Raw genomic sequence first — 16,221 nt, forward strand, 5'->3', positions numbered from 1 at the left:
GGGGTCGTCGCACGTCCAGGGCCATTTTCCGGGCCCCGGCGGCACTCGGGTGGGGTCAGCGGTGAGGTGTTTCCCGCACTGGCGCGGTGGCTGGGCGGCCCGCTCGGCGAGGCCGGATCGTCACTCTGAGTATCGAGTTCGATGCCCCGTCCGACCGTGCTGTCGACCTTCCTTTGTACCCGTCCGGGGTCTTCCGGATCTTCTCGGTGACGAAGTCCGCGTCAATTCATCGGGCAATCGCCCCCCGTGCGAGTGAACAAGTTATCCACAGCCCCCGAGTTGTCCCCAGGGAATCGGACCCGGGCTGACGGGCCGTCGGTGGAGCCGGAGGGTGGGCCCCGGTCGGGCACCGTCCGACCGGACCTCGCCAGAGGGAGCAGCCGTACCGGGGGAGACAGCCGTGTCGACACCGATCACCGACCGACTCACCGATCGACCGGCCGCCCGGGGGCCGTTGATCGTCACCGAGGACGAGACCCTGGCCGAGCACCTGTTGCGGCTCTGCGCGGCGGCCGGCGCCGACCCGCAGCTGCTCTCCGGTGCGCCGCCGCCCCGGGGGCTCTGGGAGAGCGCCCCGCTGGTGCTGGTCGGCGACGACCAGTCCGAGCGCTGCGCCGGGCTGACCCGGCGGGCGGGCGTGCTGCTGCTCGGCCTCGACCTGGACGACTGCGACGTCTGGGTCCGGGCGGTCCAACTCGGCGCCGAGCACGTCATCTTCCTGCCCGACGCCCAGGCCTGGCTGCTGGACCGGATCGCGGACGCCGCCGAGGGGGTCGGCCGGCCCGCCCTCACCGTCGCGGTGCTCGGTGGCCGGGGCGGGGCGGGATCCTCCACGCTGGCCTGCGCGCTGGCCGTCACGGCGGCCCGGGCGGGCCACCGCACCATGCTGATCGACGCCGACCCGCTGGGCGGCGGGCTGGACGTCCTGCTCGGCGGCGAGGAGGCCGGCGGGCTGCGCTGGCCCGACCTGGCCGGCTCCCGGGGCCGGGTGAGCGGTGCCGAGCTGGCCAGGGCGCTGCCCTCGATGCACCGGTTGACGGCGCTCTCGTGGGACCGCGGGGACACCCTGGCGGTGCCGCCGGAGGCGATGCGCAGCGTGCTGGCGGCCGCCCGCCGACGGGGTGGCCTGGTGGTGCTCGACCTGCCCAGACACCTCGACCCGGCGGCGGGCCAGGCACTCGAACAGGCCGACACCGGGCTGCTGGTGGTGCCCGCGGAGCTGCGCGCGATGGCGGCGGCCGACCGGGTCGCGGCCGCCGCCCGGATGCGGCTGGCCGATCTGCGGGTGGTGGTCCGGGTGCCAGGGCCGGCCGGGCTGACCGGGGCGGAGGTGGCCCGGGGCCTGCGGCTCCGGCTGGCGGGCGAACTGCCCACCGAGCCCGGGCTGGTGGTGGACGTCGAGCGCGGCTCCCCGCCCGGCATCCGGGAGAAGGGGCCGCTGGCCCGGTTCTGCGGGGGATTTCTGGCCGAGGTCATGCCGCCGGTCCCGGCGGCGGGCGGGGGTGCGTCATGACGGATCGTCAGCGTGGGCCCGGGTGGTCCGTCGCGCCGCCCCGCAGGCCCCTGGGGCGCGGAGCCGCCGGCCGGCGGGCGCCGGTGGGGGAGAGGACGGACTCAGCAGCTGCTGCCGCCGGTTCCGACGAGCGGGCGGCGGCCCTGGTCGATGCCGTCCGGCTCCGGTTGGCCGAGGTCGGCGCCGCGCCCACCGCCGGTTCGGTGGCGGCCGCGCTGCGGGCCGCCCGCCCGCCGCTGGGCGGCGGTGACGTCCTGGACGCCGTCCGGGTGCTCCGCTCCGAACTGGTCGGCGCCGGGCCGCTGGACGCGCTGCTCGGCGAGCCCGACGTGACGGACGTGCTGGTGAACGGCCCGGACCAGGTCTGGGTGGACCGGGGCGGCGGGCTGCGCCGGGTGCCGGAGATCCGGTTCCCCGACGCCGAGGCGGTCCGGCGGCTGGCCCACCGGCTGGCCACGGCGGCCGGCCGGCGGCTGGACGACGCCCGCCCCTGGGTGGACGCCCGGCTGCCCGACGGCACCCGGCTGCACGCCGTGCTGCCGCCGATCGCGGCCGGCTGCACCCACATCTCGCTGCGGATCTGTCGCACCAGGCCCTTCACCATGGCCGAGTTGGTGACCGGCGGCGCCCTCCCGCCGATCGGCGCCGAACTGCTGACCGCCGTGCTGCGGGCCCGCCTGTCGCTGCTGATCAGCGGTGGCACCGGGACGGGGAAGACCACGCTGCTGGCGGCCCTGCTCGGCCTGGTCGAGCCGGACGAACGGATCGTGCTGGCCGAGGACTCGGCCGAACTCCGGCCCGACCACCCGCACGTGGTGCGCCTGCAGAGCCGTCCGCCGAACCAGGAGGGCCTGGGCGAGCTCACCCTGCGGGACCTGGTCCGGCAGGCCCTGCGGATGCGGCCGGACCGGGTGGTGGTCGGTGAGGTCAGGGGCGAGGAGGTGGTCGACCTGCTCGCCGCCCTCAACACCGGCCACGAGGGCGGCTGCGGGACGGTGCACGCCAACACGGCCGCCGACGTCCCTGCCCGGCTGGAGGCGCTCGGCTCGCTGGCCGGGCTGGACCGGCTCTCGCTGCACAGCCAACTGCGGGCCGCCCTGGACGTGGTGATCCACCTGGTCCGCGAGCAGCGGACCGGGCGACGACGGGTGGCCGAGCTGCACATGCTGGTCGGCGACGAGCGCGGGCTGGCCCTGACGGTCCCCGCGCTGACCTTCACGGCCGAGGGCGGCTGTGTCCCCGGCCCGGGCTGGGAGCGGCTGCGGCGCCGCTGCGCCGAGCGGGGCGTCGGACTGCCCGAGCCGACGGCGGTGGCGCGATGACGCCCGAGGCGTGGCGGCTCGGCTGGGCCCTGCTGCTGTGCGCGGCGGCGATCGCCGCCCGCCACCTGCTCAGGAACGGGACGGAGCAACGATGATGACGATCGATCAACTGCTGGTGATCGCGGCCGGAGCGGTCGGGCTGACCGCCGGGCTGGCGTTCCGCCGCCGACGGCACGCCCGGACGGTGCGCCGGGCCGGTGCGCTGCTCGACGGTCCGGTGCGGAGCGGGCCGCCGAGCCGCTGGGCCGTGCTCGGGACGGGCCGGCCGGGCTGGCTGGTGCCGGAACTCCTGCTGCTCCCGGCCGGGTTGCTGGCCGGTCAGCTCAGCAGCTCGCCGGTGCCGCCGCTGCTGGCCGCCCTGGCGGTGCTGCCGGTCCGGCGCTGGCGCAGCCGGCGGCGACGGGCGGCGGAGGCACGACGGCGGGCCGCCGCCGTGGTCGAGCTGTGCGCCGGGTTGGCCGCCGAACTGCGGAGCGGAGCGACGCCGCCGCAGGCGCTGCACTCGGTGCTGGGCCGGGCGTCCGGTCTGACCGAGGGGCTCGGGGCCGAGTCCTCGGCCCGGCTCGCGGCGGGCCGCTACGGCGCGGACGTACCGGCGGCGCTGCGGTCGGTCGCCGAGCTGCCCGGCGGTCGGGGCGCGGCGGCGGTGGCCGCCTGCTGGCGGATCACCGCCGAGAGCGGCACCGGCCTGGCCCCCGGGCTGGACCAACTCGCCGACGCCCTGCGCGCGGAGCGGGCCCTGGCCGAGGAGATCGAGAGCGAACTCGCCGGGCCGAGGACCACCGTCGCGGTGCTGGCCGCCCTGCCGCTGGTCGGCCTGCTGCTCGGGGCCGCGCTCGGCGCGGAGCCCGTACGGATTCTGCTGCACACGCCGGCCGGGTTGGCCTGTCTGGCGGCCGGGGCGCTGCTGGAGGCGGCCGGGCTGGCCTGGACGGCCCGGATCGTCAGGGCGGCGGAGGACGCGCCGCCGGAGCCGGGGGGCCTGCGGAGTGGCGGCTGCGGGCTGTCCAGGACGCGTGCCGGGGCTCCGCCGCAGGACCGCTGGGTGGGGGCGGAGGCGTCGGCGGTGCGGGCGGAGGTGGCGTGGTGAGACGGGAGTTGCTGCTCGGGCTGCTGGCCGGGCCGGTGGTGGCGGGCGTCGGGGTCGAGCTGCTGAAGGTGGTCCGGCGGCGGACGGTCCGGCGCCGGGTCAGGCGCTGGGGCGGATCGCTCGGGCGGCCGTTCGCCCGGCGTCGGCGGCGCCGGGCCGGGCGGATCGGGCGGGCGCTGCGGGCCCGTGGGGTGACCCGGGAGGTGCTGCTTGACCGGGCCGTCCCGGCGGCGGCCGGGGCCGGGGCGGCGGTGCTGGTCGGTGGCCCGGCCGGGCTGGTGGTGGGGCTGCTGGTCGGCCTGGCGGCCCGGCGCTGGCTGCCGAGGATACGGTCGCCGAGCGCCCGCCGGGCGGCCCTGGAGCAGGAGCGGCTGACCCGCCAACTGCCGCTGGCTGCCGAGCTGCTGGCGGCCTGCCTGGGTGCCAGCTCGTCGCCCGCCGCCGCGGCGGCCGCGGTGGCGGACAGCGTGGATCAGCCGATGAGTGACCGACTGGCCGGGGTCGCGGCCGAGTTGGCGCTCGGCGCACCGCCGGAGGTCTGTTGGGACCGACTCGGTGCCGACTGCCCGCCGCTCGCCCCGCTGGCCCGCTGCCTGGTCCGGACGAGCGTCAGCGGTTCGCCGCCGATGGCTCCGTTGGTCGGCCTGGCGCACGCCCAGCGGGCCGCCGCCGGCCGGGCCGCCCACGCCCGGGTGCGCCGGGCGGGGGTGCTGGCCACCGCGCCGCTGGGGGTCTGCTTCCTGCCCGCCTTCGTCCTGATCGGCGTGGTGCCGGTGGTGATGGGGCTGACGGCGCTGTTCGCCGAGCGGGTCTGACCGCTCGGTCCTCGTTCAAGTCCGGTTGCTGAGTGCCGACAAGGAGTCTCTGATGACTGTTCACGTTGCGCGAGTCCGTCTCGCTGCACCTCGCCCGGCCGGTCCGGTCGGCCGGATCCGGGGGTTGCTGCGCCGCCGGGTCGACTGGCTGACCGTCCGGGCCCGCCGGTTGGGCGACGCCCGGGCCGATGCGGGCATGACGACGGCGGAGTACGCCGTCGGGACGGTCGCGGCCTGCGCGTTCGCGGCGCTGCTCTACAAGGTGGTGACCAGCGGGGTGGTCTCCGGCGCGCTCAGTGAGCTGCTCAACCGGGCGCTCCATGCGGTCTGACCGGGCGTCAGGGCCCGTGCGCGGCCGGGAGCGCGGGTTCGTCACGGCGGAGACGGCGGTGGCCCTCCCGGCGCTGGTGCTGCTGTGCACGCTGCTGGTCTGGGGCGTGGTCACGGCCGCCGCCCAGATCCGCTGCGTGGACGCGGCCCGGGTCGGTGCCAGGGCCGCCGCCCGTGGCGACGGCAACGCCGCCGCGCTGGCCCGGGCCGCCGCCCCGGCCGGGGCCAGGGTGAGCGTCGCGACGGGCGGTGACACCGTCCGGGTCACCGTCGAGGCACCGAGCCCGGCACCCGGGCGGCTCGGCGGGGCCCTGTCGGTACGGCTGCACGCCGAGGCGGCGGCCGCGCGGGAGGACGTGATCGGTTCGACCGGCGGAGGTGGACGATGGCCGGCCTGAGACCGACCGGCACATGGTGGGCGGCGTCGCGACGCCGGGGCCCGCACCTCAACGGCTTCTCGTCGGTCGCCGATGCTCCGTACGGCCTCCCTCCTCGGCACCGCCGAGCCACGCACCCCGACGCCACGGCTTCATCCGCCCACCATGTGCCGGTCGGTCTCAGGCCCGGTGGGGGTTCCCGGTCGCCGCGCGACCTGGGCTCGGCGACGATCTGGCTGGTCTCGTTCGGGATGCTCGGTTGCGTGCTGTTCGCGGTCTGCCTCGCGTTCGGCGCGGCGGTGGCGGCCCGGCACCGGGCGGAGTCGGCCGCCGACTTGGCGGCGCTGGCCGCCGCCGGTCACCTGATGCTGGATCAGGACGGTGGCTGCGGCCGGGCCGCCCGGATCGCCGGCGAGCACCGGGCCCGCCTGGTCAGCTGCACGGTGCGGGAGGGCATCGACGCGGTGGACGTGGTGGTGGAGGTGCCGGTGACCGGCCTGCCCGTGCCGGTCGGCCCGGCCAGGGCCCGCTCCCGGGCGGGGCCGGTCTGGGCCTGGGGCGACGGCGACCCGGTGGCGGCGGCGGGCCACCGGGGCGCTCGGACGGGCCGTCAGGCGCTCCCGGCCGACCGTCCCGGGGCACCCGCCAGCAGCACGTCCAGCAGCCGTACCGCCGCCGCCTTGTCCAGCGGGTCGTTCCCGTTGCCGCACTTGGGCGACTGGACGCAGGACGGGCAGCCCCGCTCGCACTCGCAGGCGGCGATCGCGTCCCTGGTCGCGGTCAGCCACTGCTCCGCACCCCGAAAGCCCCGTTCGGCGAAGCCGGCGCCACCGGAGTGGCCGTCGTACACGAAGACCGTCGGCAGCCCGGTGTCCGGGTGCAGCGGCACCGAGACCCCGCCGATGTCCCAGCGGTCGCAGGTGGCGAACAGCGGGAGCAGGCCGATCGAGGCGTGCTCCGCCGCGTGTGCCGCCCCGGGCAACTGGTCGAACGGGATGGTGGCGTCGAGCAGTTGGTCCTCGGTGACGGACCACCAGACCGCCCGGGTGCGCAGCGTCCTGGGCGGCAGGTCGAGCTTGCTCTCGCCGAGCACCTCGCCGGTGGAGATCCGTTTCCGCAGGTATCCGACCACCTGGTTGACCACCTCGACCGAGCCGAAGCTGAGCCGGGCCTCGCCCCACTCCACCGTGGTGTCGGTGGCCAGCACCGAGATGGAGGTGAGGTCCCTGGCGGCGGTGGTGTAGGGCGGTTCGGCGGGTTCGACCAGGGCCACCGAGCTCTCCAGGTCGAGGTCGTGCACCAGGTAGCTGCGGCCCTGGTGCAGGTGCACCGCGCCGGTGTGCACGGTGGTGTGGGCGGCGGCCGCGTCCACGGTGCCGAGCAGCCGGCCGGTCGAGCCCTCGACGATCTGCACCGGGCTGCCGCCGCTGCCCCGCAGGTCCACCGCGTCGACGGCCCGTTCCCGGCGGGTCCAGTACCAGGAGCCCTTGGTCCGCTGCCGGAGCAGGCCGCGCTGTTCGAGCACGGTCAGCAGTTGCCCGGTGGAGGGTCCGAAGAGCGGCAGGTCGGCCTCGGTGAGCGGGAGTTCGGCGGCGGCCGCGCACAGGTGCGGGGCCAGGATGTGCGGGTTGTCCGGGTCCAGCACGGTGGCCTCGACCGGGGTGGCGAACAGCGCCTCCGGGTGGTGCACCAGGTAGGTGTCCAGCGGGTCGTCCCGGGCGATCAGCACCGCCAGCGCGCCCTGGGCCTCCCGCCCGGCCCGGCCGGCCTGCTGCCAGAGCGAGGCCCTGGTGCCGGGGTAGCCGGCCATCAGGACGGCGTCCAGGCCCGACACGTCGACTCCGAGTTCCAGCGCGGAGGTGGAGGCGAGACCGAGCAGCCGACCGGAGTGCAGGTCGCGCTCCAGCGCCCGGCGCTCCTCGGGCAGGTAGCCGCCCCGGTAGGCGGCGACCCGGGCGGCCAGCGGGGAGCCGAGCTGGTCCTGGGCCTGCAGGGCGACCAGTTCGGCCGAGCGGCGGGAGCGGACGAAGACCACCGTGCGGGTGCCCCGTTCGACCAGTTCGGTGAGCAGGTAGGCGGCCTCGGCGGTCGCGGTCCGGCGGACCGGGGCGCCCTGTTCGCCGACGTTCTCGGTGAGCGGCGGCTCCCAGAGCGCGAACACCAGCGGCCCGCGCGGTGAGGCGTCCTCGGTCACCGCGACGGCGGGCAGCCCGGTCAGCCGCTGGGCGGTGGCCGCCGGGTCGGCGGTGGTGGCCGAGGCCAGCAGGAAGGTGGGCGAGGAGCCGTACCGTTCGCAGACCCGCCGCAGCCGCCGCAGCACCTGGGCCACGTGCGAACCGAACACGCCCCGGTAGCTGTGGCATTCGTCGATCACCACGTACTTCAGCGTTTTCAGGAAGGACGCCCAGCGCGGGTGGGCCGGCAGGATGCCCCGGTGCAGCATGTCCGGGTTGGTCAGCACGTACGAGGCGTACTGGCGGACCCACTCGCGCTCCTGGGGCGGGGTGTCGCCGTCGTAGAGGGCCGCCCGGACGCGCTGCGGGGCCAGCTCGGCGGCCCGGCGGCGCTGGTCGGCGGCCAGCGCCTTGGTCGGGGCCAGGTAGAGCGCGGTGGCGCCCCGGCCGTTACGGGCCTCGGTGCCGTCCAGCAGTTCGCTGAGCACCGGCGCGAGGTAGCCGAGCGACTTGCCCGAGGCGGTCCCTGTGGCCAGCACCACAGTTTGGCCGGATTTGGCCAATTTCATGGCCTCGGCCTGATGTGCCCAGGGTTCTTCGATGCCCAGGGCCTGCGCGGATGCCACGATCTCCGGACGGATTCCGTCCGGCCAGGGCGCGTAGCGGGCCTGACGGGCTGCCAGATGCTCCGTATGGGTGAGGCGGTCGGCCCGGCCCCGGCTGGCGGACAGGGCGGCGAGCAGGGCCTCGGGCTGGTGGTGACGGGGCGGCATGAGGACCCAGTGTGTCACCGGCGTGACGGAGAATCGCGCCAAGCCATCGTGCGGGCATGGTCGCAAGTGGTTGAATGAAGCCGTGACGGCCGCATGGCCGAGGGTCGCACCGCCGGGGCTCAACAACCACGGCCGTGCCGTGCCCGGCCTGCGACCAACGCGGTGACGGCCGTCCGGCCGAGGATCGCAATGACGTAGCAAGGCAAGGTGCTGGAGGTTCCGTGGACCTGTCCCTGTCGACCCGCACTGTCGGCGACCGTACGGTCGTCGAGGTAGGCGGCGAGATTGATGTGTACACCGCCCCCAAGCTGCGCGAGCAGCTGGTCGAGCTCGTCAACGAGGGCAACTACCACCTGGTCGTCGACATGGAAGGCGTTGACTTCCTGGACTCGACCGGTCTGGGTGTCCTGGTGGGCGGCCTCAAGCGAGTTCGTGCGCATGAGGGTTCGCTGCGCCTGGTGTGCAACCAGGAGCGCATTCTGAAGATCTTCCGGATCACGGGTCTGACCAAGGTCTTCCCGATTCACACCTCGGTGGACGACGCGGTCGCCGCCACCGACTGACCAGTCGTCAACGGGCCGGTGCGGGCGACCGCGTCGGCTCCTGACGCTCTCACCTGAGCTCATCCGCTCGCCCACCGGCGGGGCCTCGGCCCCGCCGGTGGTGAGTGGTGGGCACTGCCCCGGCGGCGCTTCTGCCAGCCCGCGCGAGCCCGAGGCTTGTATCCCGGAGGGGAAGACGATGGCAACGGTCGAACTTCGGTTCAGCGCACTTCCCGAGCATGTCCGGACGGCCAGACTCGTGGCCGTGGCGGTGGCGAGGCGCGCCGGAGTCGATGAGTCGGTGCTGGACGAGGTGCGGCTCGCCGTCGGCGAAGCGTGCTCCCGTGCGGTGAGCCTGCATCAACGGGGCGGCGTGCAGGGCGGCGCGGTACGGGTTGCGCTGACCGACCAGGAGAAGCGTTTCCTCATCGAGGTGGAGGACGAGGCCGGCCCGGCCGGTCTGCCGCCGCTCGGCTCCACCGCCGAGGAGATGGGCGAGGACGCCGAGGACGCGCTCGGGCTCGCGGTGATCACCGCGCTGGTCGAGGACGTCGAGGTGACCTCCGGGGCCAACGGCGGCCTGATCCGGATGAGCTGGGGCGTTCCGCCGGAGTCGGTGGACCTCTAGGCGCTGAACCGGACTTGCTCTGGTCCTGGTCCGGGCCGAAATATTGACAGATTGTTGAAGCAGGCGGTTCCCTGCTCTCGGGCGCGATCGGTTTCGGTTCGAGAGAGGGACACCTTCCCCCTGCGCATCCGCATCCTGTGGCCGGCCGGTCAGGCCACCGCCACCCTGCGTTCGACGCCCACCTCGGAGGCCCTCTGGGCCGCCCTGCCGGTCGGCTCCACCGCGAGCACCTGGGGCGAGGAGGTCTACTTCGGCACCCCGGTCTCGGTGGCCCGCGAGGACGACGCCCGGCAGGTGGTCGAGCCGGGCACGGTGGCGTTCTGGACCGACGGGTACAGCCTCGCGCTCCCCTACGGCCCGACCCCGGTCTCGCGCGGCGACGAGTGCCGGCCGGCGAGCCCGTGCGACCTGCTCGGTGCGCTGGACGGCGATCCCGAGGTGCTGCGCACCGTCCGGCCCGGGGACCCGATCCGGGTCGAGCGGGCCTGATCCCCTGCCGGGCGCCCTGCGGCGCCGTGTAGGTTCGGCACCGTGAAGCCTGACGTGATGCTCGAAAAGCGGCTGTGGGCCGCCCCCGCGCTCGGTCTGCTGCTGGCGGTGGGCGCGGTCGGGTGCGGCGGCGGCAACGACACCGCCGCGCTCGACTCCTGGGCCAAGAAGGTCTGCGACTCCGCGCAGAGCCCGATCGCGCAGTCCCGGACCGCCCTCGCCGACACCGACAAGGTGCTGCCCGGTGAGCAGCCGACCGAGCTGCAGCAGCGGCTGGCGGCCGACCTCGGGGTGCTGGCCGCCACCAACCAGCAGCTGGCCGAGGCGATCTCCAAGGCTGGCGAGCCGAAGGTCGACGGCGGGGCGGCGGCCCAGCAGGGCGCGGCCGACGAGCTGAAGAAGGCCGCCCAGGGTTACCTGGACGCGCAGCAGAAGCTCACCGCACTGCCCACCACCGAGCAGGCGAAGTTCGCGGACGCCCTGCGCAGCGTCGGCGACCAGGTGCAGCGCCTCGCGCAGCAGTCCACCGCAGGGCTCAACAAGCTCCAGAGCGGCGGGCTCGGCACCGCCATGGCCAAGCAGCCGGGCTGCAAGCCCGCCGCGAAGACCTTGCCGAGCCCGTCCGGATCCACGGCGGCGTCCCCGGCCGCCGATCCGAACGCTCCCGCCGCGACGCCCGCCGCCACCCCCGCCGCCGGTGCGGGCGGCACTCCGCCCGCGTCCCCGTCGCCGGGCGCCAGCGGCTGAACCGGCCCGGCCACCGCGCGACAATGGGCGGGTGACCAACAGCCCAGTCCTTGACCACGCCCGTCTCGCCGAGCTGCGCGAGGCGCTGCTCGCCGCCTCGTACACCGCCGACGGCTGCCTCGACCTGCTCGGGTCCACCGGGTACGCCGCGCTGGCCAGGAGCGAGGCGGTGCCCGCGCTGCGGGCCACCACCGGTGGCACCCCGCTGGAGACGCTGGTGCGGCTCTTCCTGCTCCAGCAGCCGGTGCCGTACGCGGCGGCCGCCGCCGCGCTGCCGGTCGAGAGCTGCCTGACGGACCGTTGGCTGGTCCGGGACGGTGCCGACGCGGTGCGGGCCACCGTGGACGTCCGCCCGTACGCCAACGAGGTGGCCGGGATGTCCAGTGCGGACGCCTGGGTGGTGTCCGACCTCGGCTGCGCGGTCGGTGGCGCCGGCGGTATCGGGGCCGGGGAGGCCGCGCACGGGGTGGCCAGGAAGGACCTGGTGCTCGGTGTCGGCGGCGCCTCCACCACCTTGGCCAACCTGGCCGTCCGGCGGGCGGCGCGCCGGGTGCTGGACCTCGGTTCCGGTTCGGGCGTGCAGGCGCTGCACGCCGCGCGGCACGGCGGGTACGTCACCGCGACCGACCTCAACCCGCGCGCGCTGCACTTCACCGCGCTGACCCTGGCGCTGTCCGGCTTCGCGGAGTTCGACACCGCGGAGGGCAGCCTGTTCGAGCCGGTCGGGGGGCAGAGGTTCGACCTGATCGTCTCGAACCCGCCGTTCGTGATCTCGCCCGGCAGCCGGTTCGTCTACCGGGACGGCGGGATGGCCGGCGACGAACTCTGCCGCAGCATCGTCCGGGGCGCCGCCGCGCACCTGGAGCCGGGCGGCTACTGCCACCTGCTCGCCAACTGGCAGCACGTCAGGGGCGAGGACTGGCAGGACCGGCTGGCCGGCTGGGTGGCCGGCACCGGACTGGACGCCTGGGTGGTCCAGCGCGAGGTCCAGGACGTGGCGCAGTACGCCGAGTTGTGGCTGCGCGACGGTGGCGACCACCGAGGCCCCGGGCCGGACTACCAGGCCAGGTACGGCGAGTGGCTGGACGCCTTCGAGGCCGCGAAGGTCGAGGGCATCGGCTTCGGCTGGATCACCCTGCGGGCGGGCGGCTCGGCCGAACCGACGGTCCGGATCGAGGAGTGGCCGCACACCGTCGAGCAGCCGCTCGGCCCGCACATCGAGAGCTGGTTCGCCCGGCAGGACTTCCTCCGGACGCACGACGACGCCGCACTGCTGGCGACCCGTTACCAACTGGCCGACGAGGTGGTGCAGGAGCAGATCGGCGCGCCCGGCGCGGAGGACCCCGAGCACGTGATCCTCCGTCACAACCGGGGCATGCGGCGGGCCACCAAGGTGGACACCGTCGGCGCCGGTTTCGTCGGCGTCTGCGACGGCACCCTGGCGGCCGGCGAGATCGTCGACGCGATCGCCCAACTGCTCGGTGAGGACCGGGTGGTGCTGCGGGACCGGGTGCCGGAGTCGCTGCGGATGCTGACCGAGCAGGGCTTCATCGAGCCGGTCGGGTAGTCGGCCGGTCGGCCGGTCCGGTCCGGTTCATCTCGCGGTTGCCCGGTGTACTCCCGGTGGCGGCCGTGGGTTGGCCGCAGCCTGCCACGCTCGCTGTCCACAGGCTGTGGACAGCGGAACGGGCGGGGGAGCGCGATGGAGACGCCGACGGCGGTGGCCGCAGGGGTGGTGCTCACGTGCTTCGGTGGCGCCCTGTTGCTCTGGAGCGCCGTCGAACTGCGCCTTCGCCACCACCTGCGCCGGCACGGCGTCCCCGCCATCGCGCGGGTGATCGCCGACCGCGATCCGTACGGCGAGTCCTACGGGGACACCTCCGGTGAGCTGGACAGTGCGCCGCTGCTGTCCTTCCCGACCGAGGACGGCGGCGCGATGCTGGCCAGGCCGCGCGGGCACACCCCGCTGCGCCGGCCGGCCCGGTTTCGGCCGGGCGTGACCGTTCCGGTCGCATACGACGCAGAGCGGCCGGGCCGCGTGGTGCTGGCCGCGCCGGACGCCGCCTCGGCGGTGCCCGGTGACGTGTTCTGGGCGCTGCTCGGCACCAGCGCGCTGGCCGGCGGGCTGAGCCTGCTCGGCACCGTCCTGGCCCGTTAGAGGCTGGCCAGGGCAGGTCGGGCGGTCGGGCCGGCGCCACTCGGCCGACCGGTCGGGGAGGACCTGAATCCGCCCCCGGGACACCCCGGAATCCCGTCCGCGCGGCACGAACACGCATCATCGGGTTACCGTTCGAGTGGCGTCGGTCGGCCTTGCCGGTGAAAAAGTGCGATCCGTTCGTTTGACAAGGGTGGCCAGGGTACGGTCACACTCCGCTGGTGGGGCCGTCGCACAGTGGCAGCCTCGGGCGAGGACCACGAGCAGTAGACGAGGGTCGGGGGCGGGTCGAACGCCACCGGTCCACGGCCGCGCCGCCAGCAGACATAACGACCGGGAGAGAAGAGCGAAGGTGTCCCCGAGCAGCGAGACCGCGCACGGCAAGCGACTCGTCATTGTCGAGTCGCCGGCCAAGGCGAAGACGATCAAGGGCTACCTTGGCCCCGGCTACATCGTCGAGGCCAGCGTCGGGCACATCCGCGACCTGCCCGGCACGGCCGCCGAGGTCCCCGACCAGTACACCGGCGAGGTCCGCCGGCTGGGTGTCGACGTCGACCACGACTTCGCCCCGATCTACGTGGTGAACGCGGACAAGAAGTCCCAGGTCTCCAAGCTCAAGGCCCTGCTCAAGGAGTCCGACGAGCTCTTCCTCGCCACCGATGAGGACCGCGAGGGCGAGGCCATCGCGTGGCACCTGCAGGAAGTGCTCAAGCCCAAGGTGCCGGTCAAGCGGATGGTCTTCCACGAGATCACCAAGGCCGCCATCCAGGAGGCCGTCGCCAACCCGCGCGAGCTGAACCAGCGCCTGGTGGACGCCCAGGAGACCCGCCGCATCCTCGACCGCCTGTACGGCTACGAGGTCTCGCCGGTGCTGTGGAAGAAGGTCATGCCGAAGCTCTCGGCCGGCCGGGTGCAGTCCGTCGCGACCCGCCTGGTGGTCGAGCGCGAGCGGGAGCGGATCGCCTTCCGCACCGCCTCGTACTGGGACCTGACCGGCACCTTCGGCACCGGCCGGACGGCCGCCGACGCGGCGAACCCGGAGAGCTTCGGCGCCCGGCTGTCCACCGTGGACGGCAAGCGGATCGCCAGCGGCCGGGACTTCGGCTCGGACGGCAGGATCAAGAGCGCCAGCACCCTGCACCTGGACGAGACGGCCGCCCGCGCGCTGGCCGCCGCCCTGGAGCAGACCGCGTTCAGCGTCCGCAGCGTCGAGTCCAAGCCGTACCGCCGTTCGCCGTACGCCCCGTTCCGCACCACCACGCTCCAGCAGGAGGCCAGCCGCAAGCTGGGCTTCGGTGCCAAGCGGACCATGCAGGTCGCCCAGAAGCTGTACGAGAACGGCTTCATCACCTATATGCGTACCGACTCCACCACGCTGTCGGAGACCGCGATCACCGCCGCCCGGGTCCAGGTCACCCAGCTCTACGGGGCCGACTACCTGCCGGACGCGCCGCGCACCTACGCCAGCAAGGTCAAGAACGCCCAGGAGGCGCACGAGGCCATCCGGCCCTCCGGTGACCGCTTCCGCACCCCGGCCGAGACCGGGCTGAGCAGCGACGAGTTCCGGCTCTACGAGCTGATCTGGATGCGCACCGTCGCCTCCCAGATGAAGGACGCGGTCGGCCAGTCGGTGACGGTCAAGGTCGGCGGCCGGGCCGCCACCGGTCAGGACGTGGAGTTTTCCGCCTCCGGCAAGATCATCACCTTCCACGGCTTCCTGAAGGCGTACGTCGAGGGCGCCGACGACCCGAACGCCGAGCTGGACGACCGCGAGCGCCGGCTGCCCCAGGTCACCGAGGGCGACCCGCTGGCCGCCGAGCAGCTCAACCCCGAAGGCCACTCCACCAAGCCGCCGGCCCGGTACACCGAGGCCTCGCTGGTCAAGGAGCTGGAGGACCGGGAGATCGGCCGTCCGTCGACGTACGCGTCGATCATCGACACGATCATCAACCGGAAGTACGTCTTCAAGAAGGGCACCGCGCTCGTCCCGTCCTTCCTGTCGTTCGCCGTGGTGAACCTGCTGGAGAAGCACTTCGGCCGGCTGGTCGACTACGACTTCACCGCCCGGATGGAGGACGACCTCGACCGGATCGCCGCCGGTGAGGCGCAGTCCGTGCCGTGGCTCAAGCGGTTCTACTTCGGCGGCGTCGAGGGTGCGGCCGAGGGCGGCGCGGCCGAGGCCGGCAACGGCGACGGCGACCACCTCGGCGGCCTGAAGGAACTGGTCACCGACCTCGGCGCGATCGACGCCCGGGAGATCAGCTCCTTCCCGCTCAACGACGAGATCACCCTGCGGGTGGGCCGGTACGGCCCGTACGTGGAGAAGGCGTCCCAGGTCGAGGGCGAGCCCGGCCAGCGCGCCGACGTGCCGGACGAGATGCCGCCGGACGAGCTGACCGTCGAGCTGGCCGAGGAGCTGCTGGCCAAGCCCAGCGGCGACTTCGAGCTGGGCCAGGACCCGGAGTCCGGCAACCAGCTGGTGGCCAAGGACGGCCGGTACGGCCCGTACGTCACCGAGATCCTGCCCGAGGGCACCCCGAAGACCGGCAAGAACGCGGTCAAGCCGCGCACCGCGTCCCTCCTCAAGACGATGTCGCTGGACACCGTCACGCTGGCGGACGCGCTGCGGCTGCTCTCGCTGCCCCGGGTGGTCGGCACCGACGCCGAGGGCGTGGAGATCACCGCGCAGAACGGCCGGTACGGCCCGTACCTCAAGAAGGGCACCGACTCGCGGTCGCTGACCGACGAGGAGCAGATGTTCACGGTCACCCTCGAGGAGGCCCTGGCCATCTACGCCCAGCCCAAGCAGCGCGGGCGGGCCGCCGCCGCGCCGCCGCTCAAGGAGCTCGGCAACGACCCGGTCAGCGAGCGACCGGTGGTGGTCAAGGACGGTCGTTTCGGACCGTACGTGACCGATGGCGAGACGAACGCGACGCTCCGCAAGGACGACGACGTCGAGACCATCACGCCCGAGCGCGGCTACGAGCTGCTGGCCGAGAAGCGGGCCCGTGGACCGGTGAAGAAGAAGGCCGTGGCGAAGAAGGCCCCGGCCAAGAAGGCCGCACCGGCCAAGACGGCGACCGCCAAGAAGACCGCCGCGAAGAAGACCACCACGGCCAAGAAGGCGACCACGGTCAAGAAGACCGCCGCCAAGAAGGTCGCGGCGAAGAAGACGGCGGCTCCGGACGAGAGCTGACCCGGTCGGCGGACCGCTGGGTCGGCCGGTCGGAACCGGGGGCCCGTGCCACGGCACGGGCCCCCGGTGT

The 16,221-nt window shown here is 74.4% G+C and carries 14 protein-coding genes and 1 pseudogene; 14 read left to right on the plus strand and 1 reads right to left on the minus strand.

Annotated elements, in window-relative coordinates:
• The first annotated feature begins 400 nt into the window (after window positions 1–400).
• The 7 genes and pseudogenes from ssd to ACIRPK_RS14780 all read left to right on the plus strand — a co-directional run.
• Window positions 401–1,513, plus strand: a complete 1,113-nt coding sequence (gene ssd, locus ACIRPK_RS14750) for a septum site-determining protein Ssd (RefSeq protein ID WP_403037920.1) — start codon at window positions 401–403, stop codon at window positions 1,511–1,513.
• Between the two features lie 83 nt (window positions 1,514–1,596).
• Window positions 1,597–2,835 (plus strand): TadA family conjugal transfer-associated ATPase, encoded by a 1,239-nt coding sequence (locus tag ACIRPK_RS14755; RefSeq protein WP_403037923.1) that lies wholly within the window; start codon window positions 1,597–1,599, stop codon window positions 2,833–2,835.
• 94 nt (window positions 2,836–2,929) lie between these two features.
• Window positions 2,930–3,925 carry a type II secretion system F family protein gene (locus tag ACIRPK_RS14760; RefSeq protein WP_403037926.1) on the plus strand — a complete coding sequence of 332 codons (996 nt, stop codon included), beginning with the start codon at window positions 2,930–2,932 and terminating at the stop codon, window positions 3,923–3,925.
• Window positions 3,922–4,740: a type II secretion system F family protein gene (locus ACIRPK_RS14765; protein ID WP_403037929.1), complete on the plus strand. Its 819-nt coding sequence runs from the start codon at window positions 3,922–3,924 to the stop codon at window positions 4,738–4,740. Before ACIRPK_RS14760 ends, ACIRPK_RS14765 begins: the two co-directional genes overlap by 4 nt.
• Before the next feature lie 52 nt (window positions 4,741–4,792).
• Complete coding sequence (locus ACIRPK_RS14770; protein WP_403037932.1) at window positions 4,793–5,071, plus strand: DUF4244 domain-containing protein; 279 nt, start codon at window positions 4,793–4,795, stop codon at window positions 5,069–5,071.
• The gene (locus tag ACIRPK_RS14775; protein WP_403037935.1) at window positions 5,061–5,468 is read left to right on the plus strand and encodes a TadE family type IV pilus minor pilin; all 408 of its coding nucleotides are present in this window, start codon (window positions 5,061–5,063) and stop codon (window positions 5,466–5,468) included. Before ACIRPK_RS14770 ends, ACIRPK_RS14775 begins: the two co-directional genes overlap by 11 nt.
• Window positions 5,456–5,932: pseudogene (locus ACIRPK_RS14780) on the plus strand (Rv3654c family TadE-like protein); the annotation flags it as partial. The gene ACIRPK_RS14775 and the pseudogene ACIRPK_RS14780, both read left to right, overlap by 13 nt.
• Window positions 5,933–6,057: 125 nt before the next feature.
• Here ACIRPK_RS14780 and ACIRPK_RS14785 read toward each other — a convergent pair.
• Entirely contained in the window at window positions 6,058–8,394 is a 2,337-nt protein-coding gene (locus ACIRPK_RS14785) for a DEAD/DEAH box helicase (RefSeq protein WP_403037938.1), read from the minus strand.
• A 221-nt stretch (window positions 8,395–8,615) separates the two neighbouring features.
• On the opposite strand from ACIRPK_RS14785, the gene bldG reads away from it, so the two are divergent.
• From bldG to topA, 7 genes are all read left to right on the plus strand, one after another.
• Complete coding sequence (gene bldG / locus ACIRPK_RS14790; protein WP_057232018.1) at window positions 8,616–8,957, plus strand: anti-sigma factor antagonist BldG; 342 nt, start codon at window positions 8,616–8,618, stop codon at window positions 8,955–8,957.
• Between the two features lie 178 nt (window positions 8,958–9,135).
• Window positions 9,136–9,564, plus strand: a complete 429-nt coding sequence (locus tag ACIRPK_RS14795; RefSeq protein WP_403037941.1) for an ATP-binding protein — start codon at window positions 9,136–9,138, stop codon at window positions 9,562–9,564.
• A 120-nt stretch (window positions 9,565–9,684) separates the two neighbouring features.
• A complete protein-coding gene (locus tag ACIRPK_RS14800) occupies window positions 9,685–10,053 on the plus strand; it encodes a cyclophilin-like fold protein (RefSeq protein ID WP_403038288.1) in 369 nt (122 codons plus the stop codon).
• Between the two features lie 42 nt (window positions 10,054–10,095).
• Entirely contained in the window at window positions 10,096–10,800 is a 705-nt protein-coding gene (locus ACIRPK_RS14805; RefSeq protein ID WP_403037944.1) for a hypothetical protein, read from the plus strand.
• 31 nt (window positions 10,801–10,831) lie between these two features.
• Window positions 10,832–12,367 carry a methyltransferase gene (locus ACIRPK_RS14810; protein WP_403037946.1) on the plus strand — a complete coding sequence of 512 codons (1,536 nt, stop codon included), beginning with the start codon at window positions 10,832–10,834 and terminating at the stop codon, window positions 12,365–12,367.
• A 135-nt stretch (window positions 12,368–12,502) separates the two neighbouring features.
• Complete coding sequence (locus ACIRPK_RS14815) at window positions 12,503–12,958, plus strand: DUF3592 domain-containing protein (RefSeq protein ID WP_403037949.1); 456 nt, start codon at window positions 12,503–12,505, stop codon at window positions 12,956–12,958.
• 349 nt (window positions 12,959–13,307) lie between these two features.
• Complete coding sequence (gene topA, locus ACIRPK_RS14820; protein ID WP_403037952.1) at window positions 13,308–16,151, plus strand: type I DNA topoisomerase; 2,844 nt, start codon at window positions 13,308–13,310, stop codon at window positions 16,149–16,151.
• Window positions 16,152–16,221 lie beyond the last annotated feature (70 nt).

Source organism: Kitasatospora sp. NPDC101801, assembly GCF_044766665.1.
Classification (GTDB): Bacteria; Actinomycetota; Actinomycetes; order Streptomycetales; family Streptomycetaceae; genus Kitasatospora.

What these genes read in the sequence shown, in the direction of transcription:
- ACIRPK_RS14760 (WP_403037926.1), top strand. Translation starts at nt 2,930, where the DNA reads ATGACGATCGATCAACTGCTGGTGATCGCGGCCGGAGCGGTCGGGCTG.
- ACIRPK_RS14770 (WP_403037932.1), top strand. Translation starts at nt 4,793, where the DNA reads ATGACTGTTCACGTTGCGCGAGTCCGTCTCGCTGCACCTCGCCCGGCC.
- ACIRPK_RS14775 (WP_403037935.1), top strand. Translation starts at nt 5,061, where the DNA reads ATGCGGTCTGACCGGGCGTCAGGGCCCGTGCGCGGCCGGGAGCGCGGG.
- ACIRPK_RS14785 (WP_403037938.1), bottom strand. Translation starts at nt 8,394, where the DNA reads ATGCCGCCCCGTCACCACCAGCCCGAGGCCCTGCTCGCCGCCCTGTCC.
- ACIRPK_RS14795 (WP_403037941.1), top strand. Translation starts at nt 9,136, where the DNA reads ATGGCAACGGTCGAACTTCGGTTCAGCGCACTTCCCGAGCATGTCCGG.
- ACIRPK_RS14815 (WP_403037949.1), top strand. Translation starts at nt 12,503, where the DNA reads ATGGAGACGCCGACGGCGGTGGCCGCAGGGGTGGTGCTCACGTGCTTC.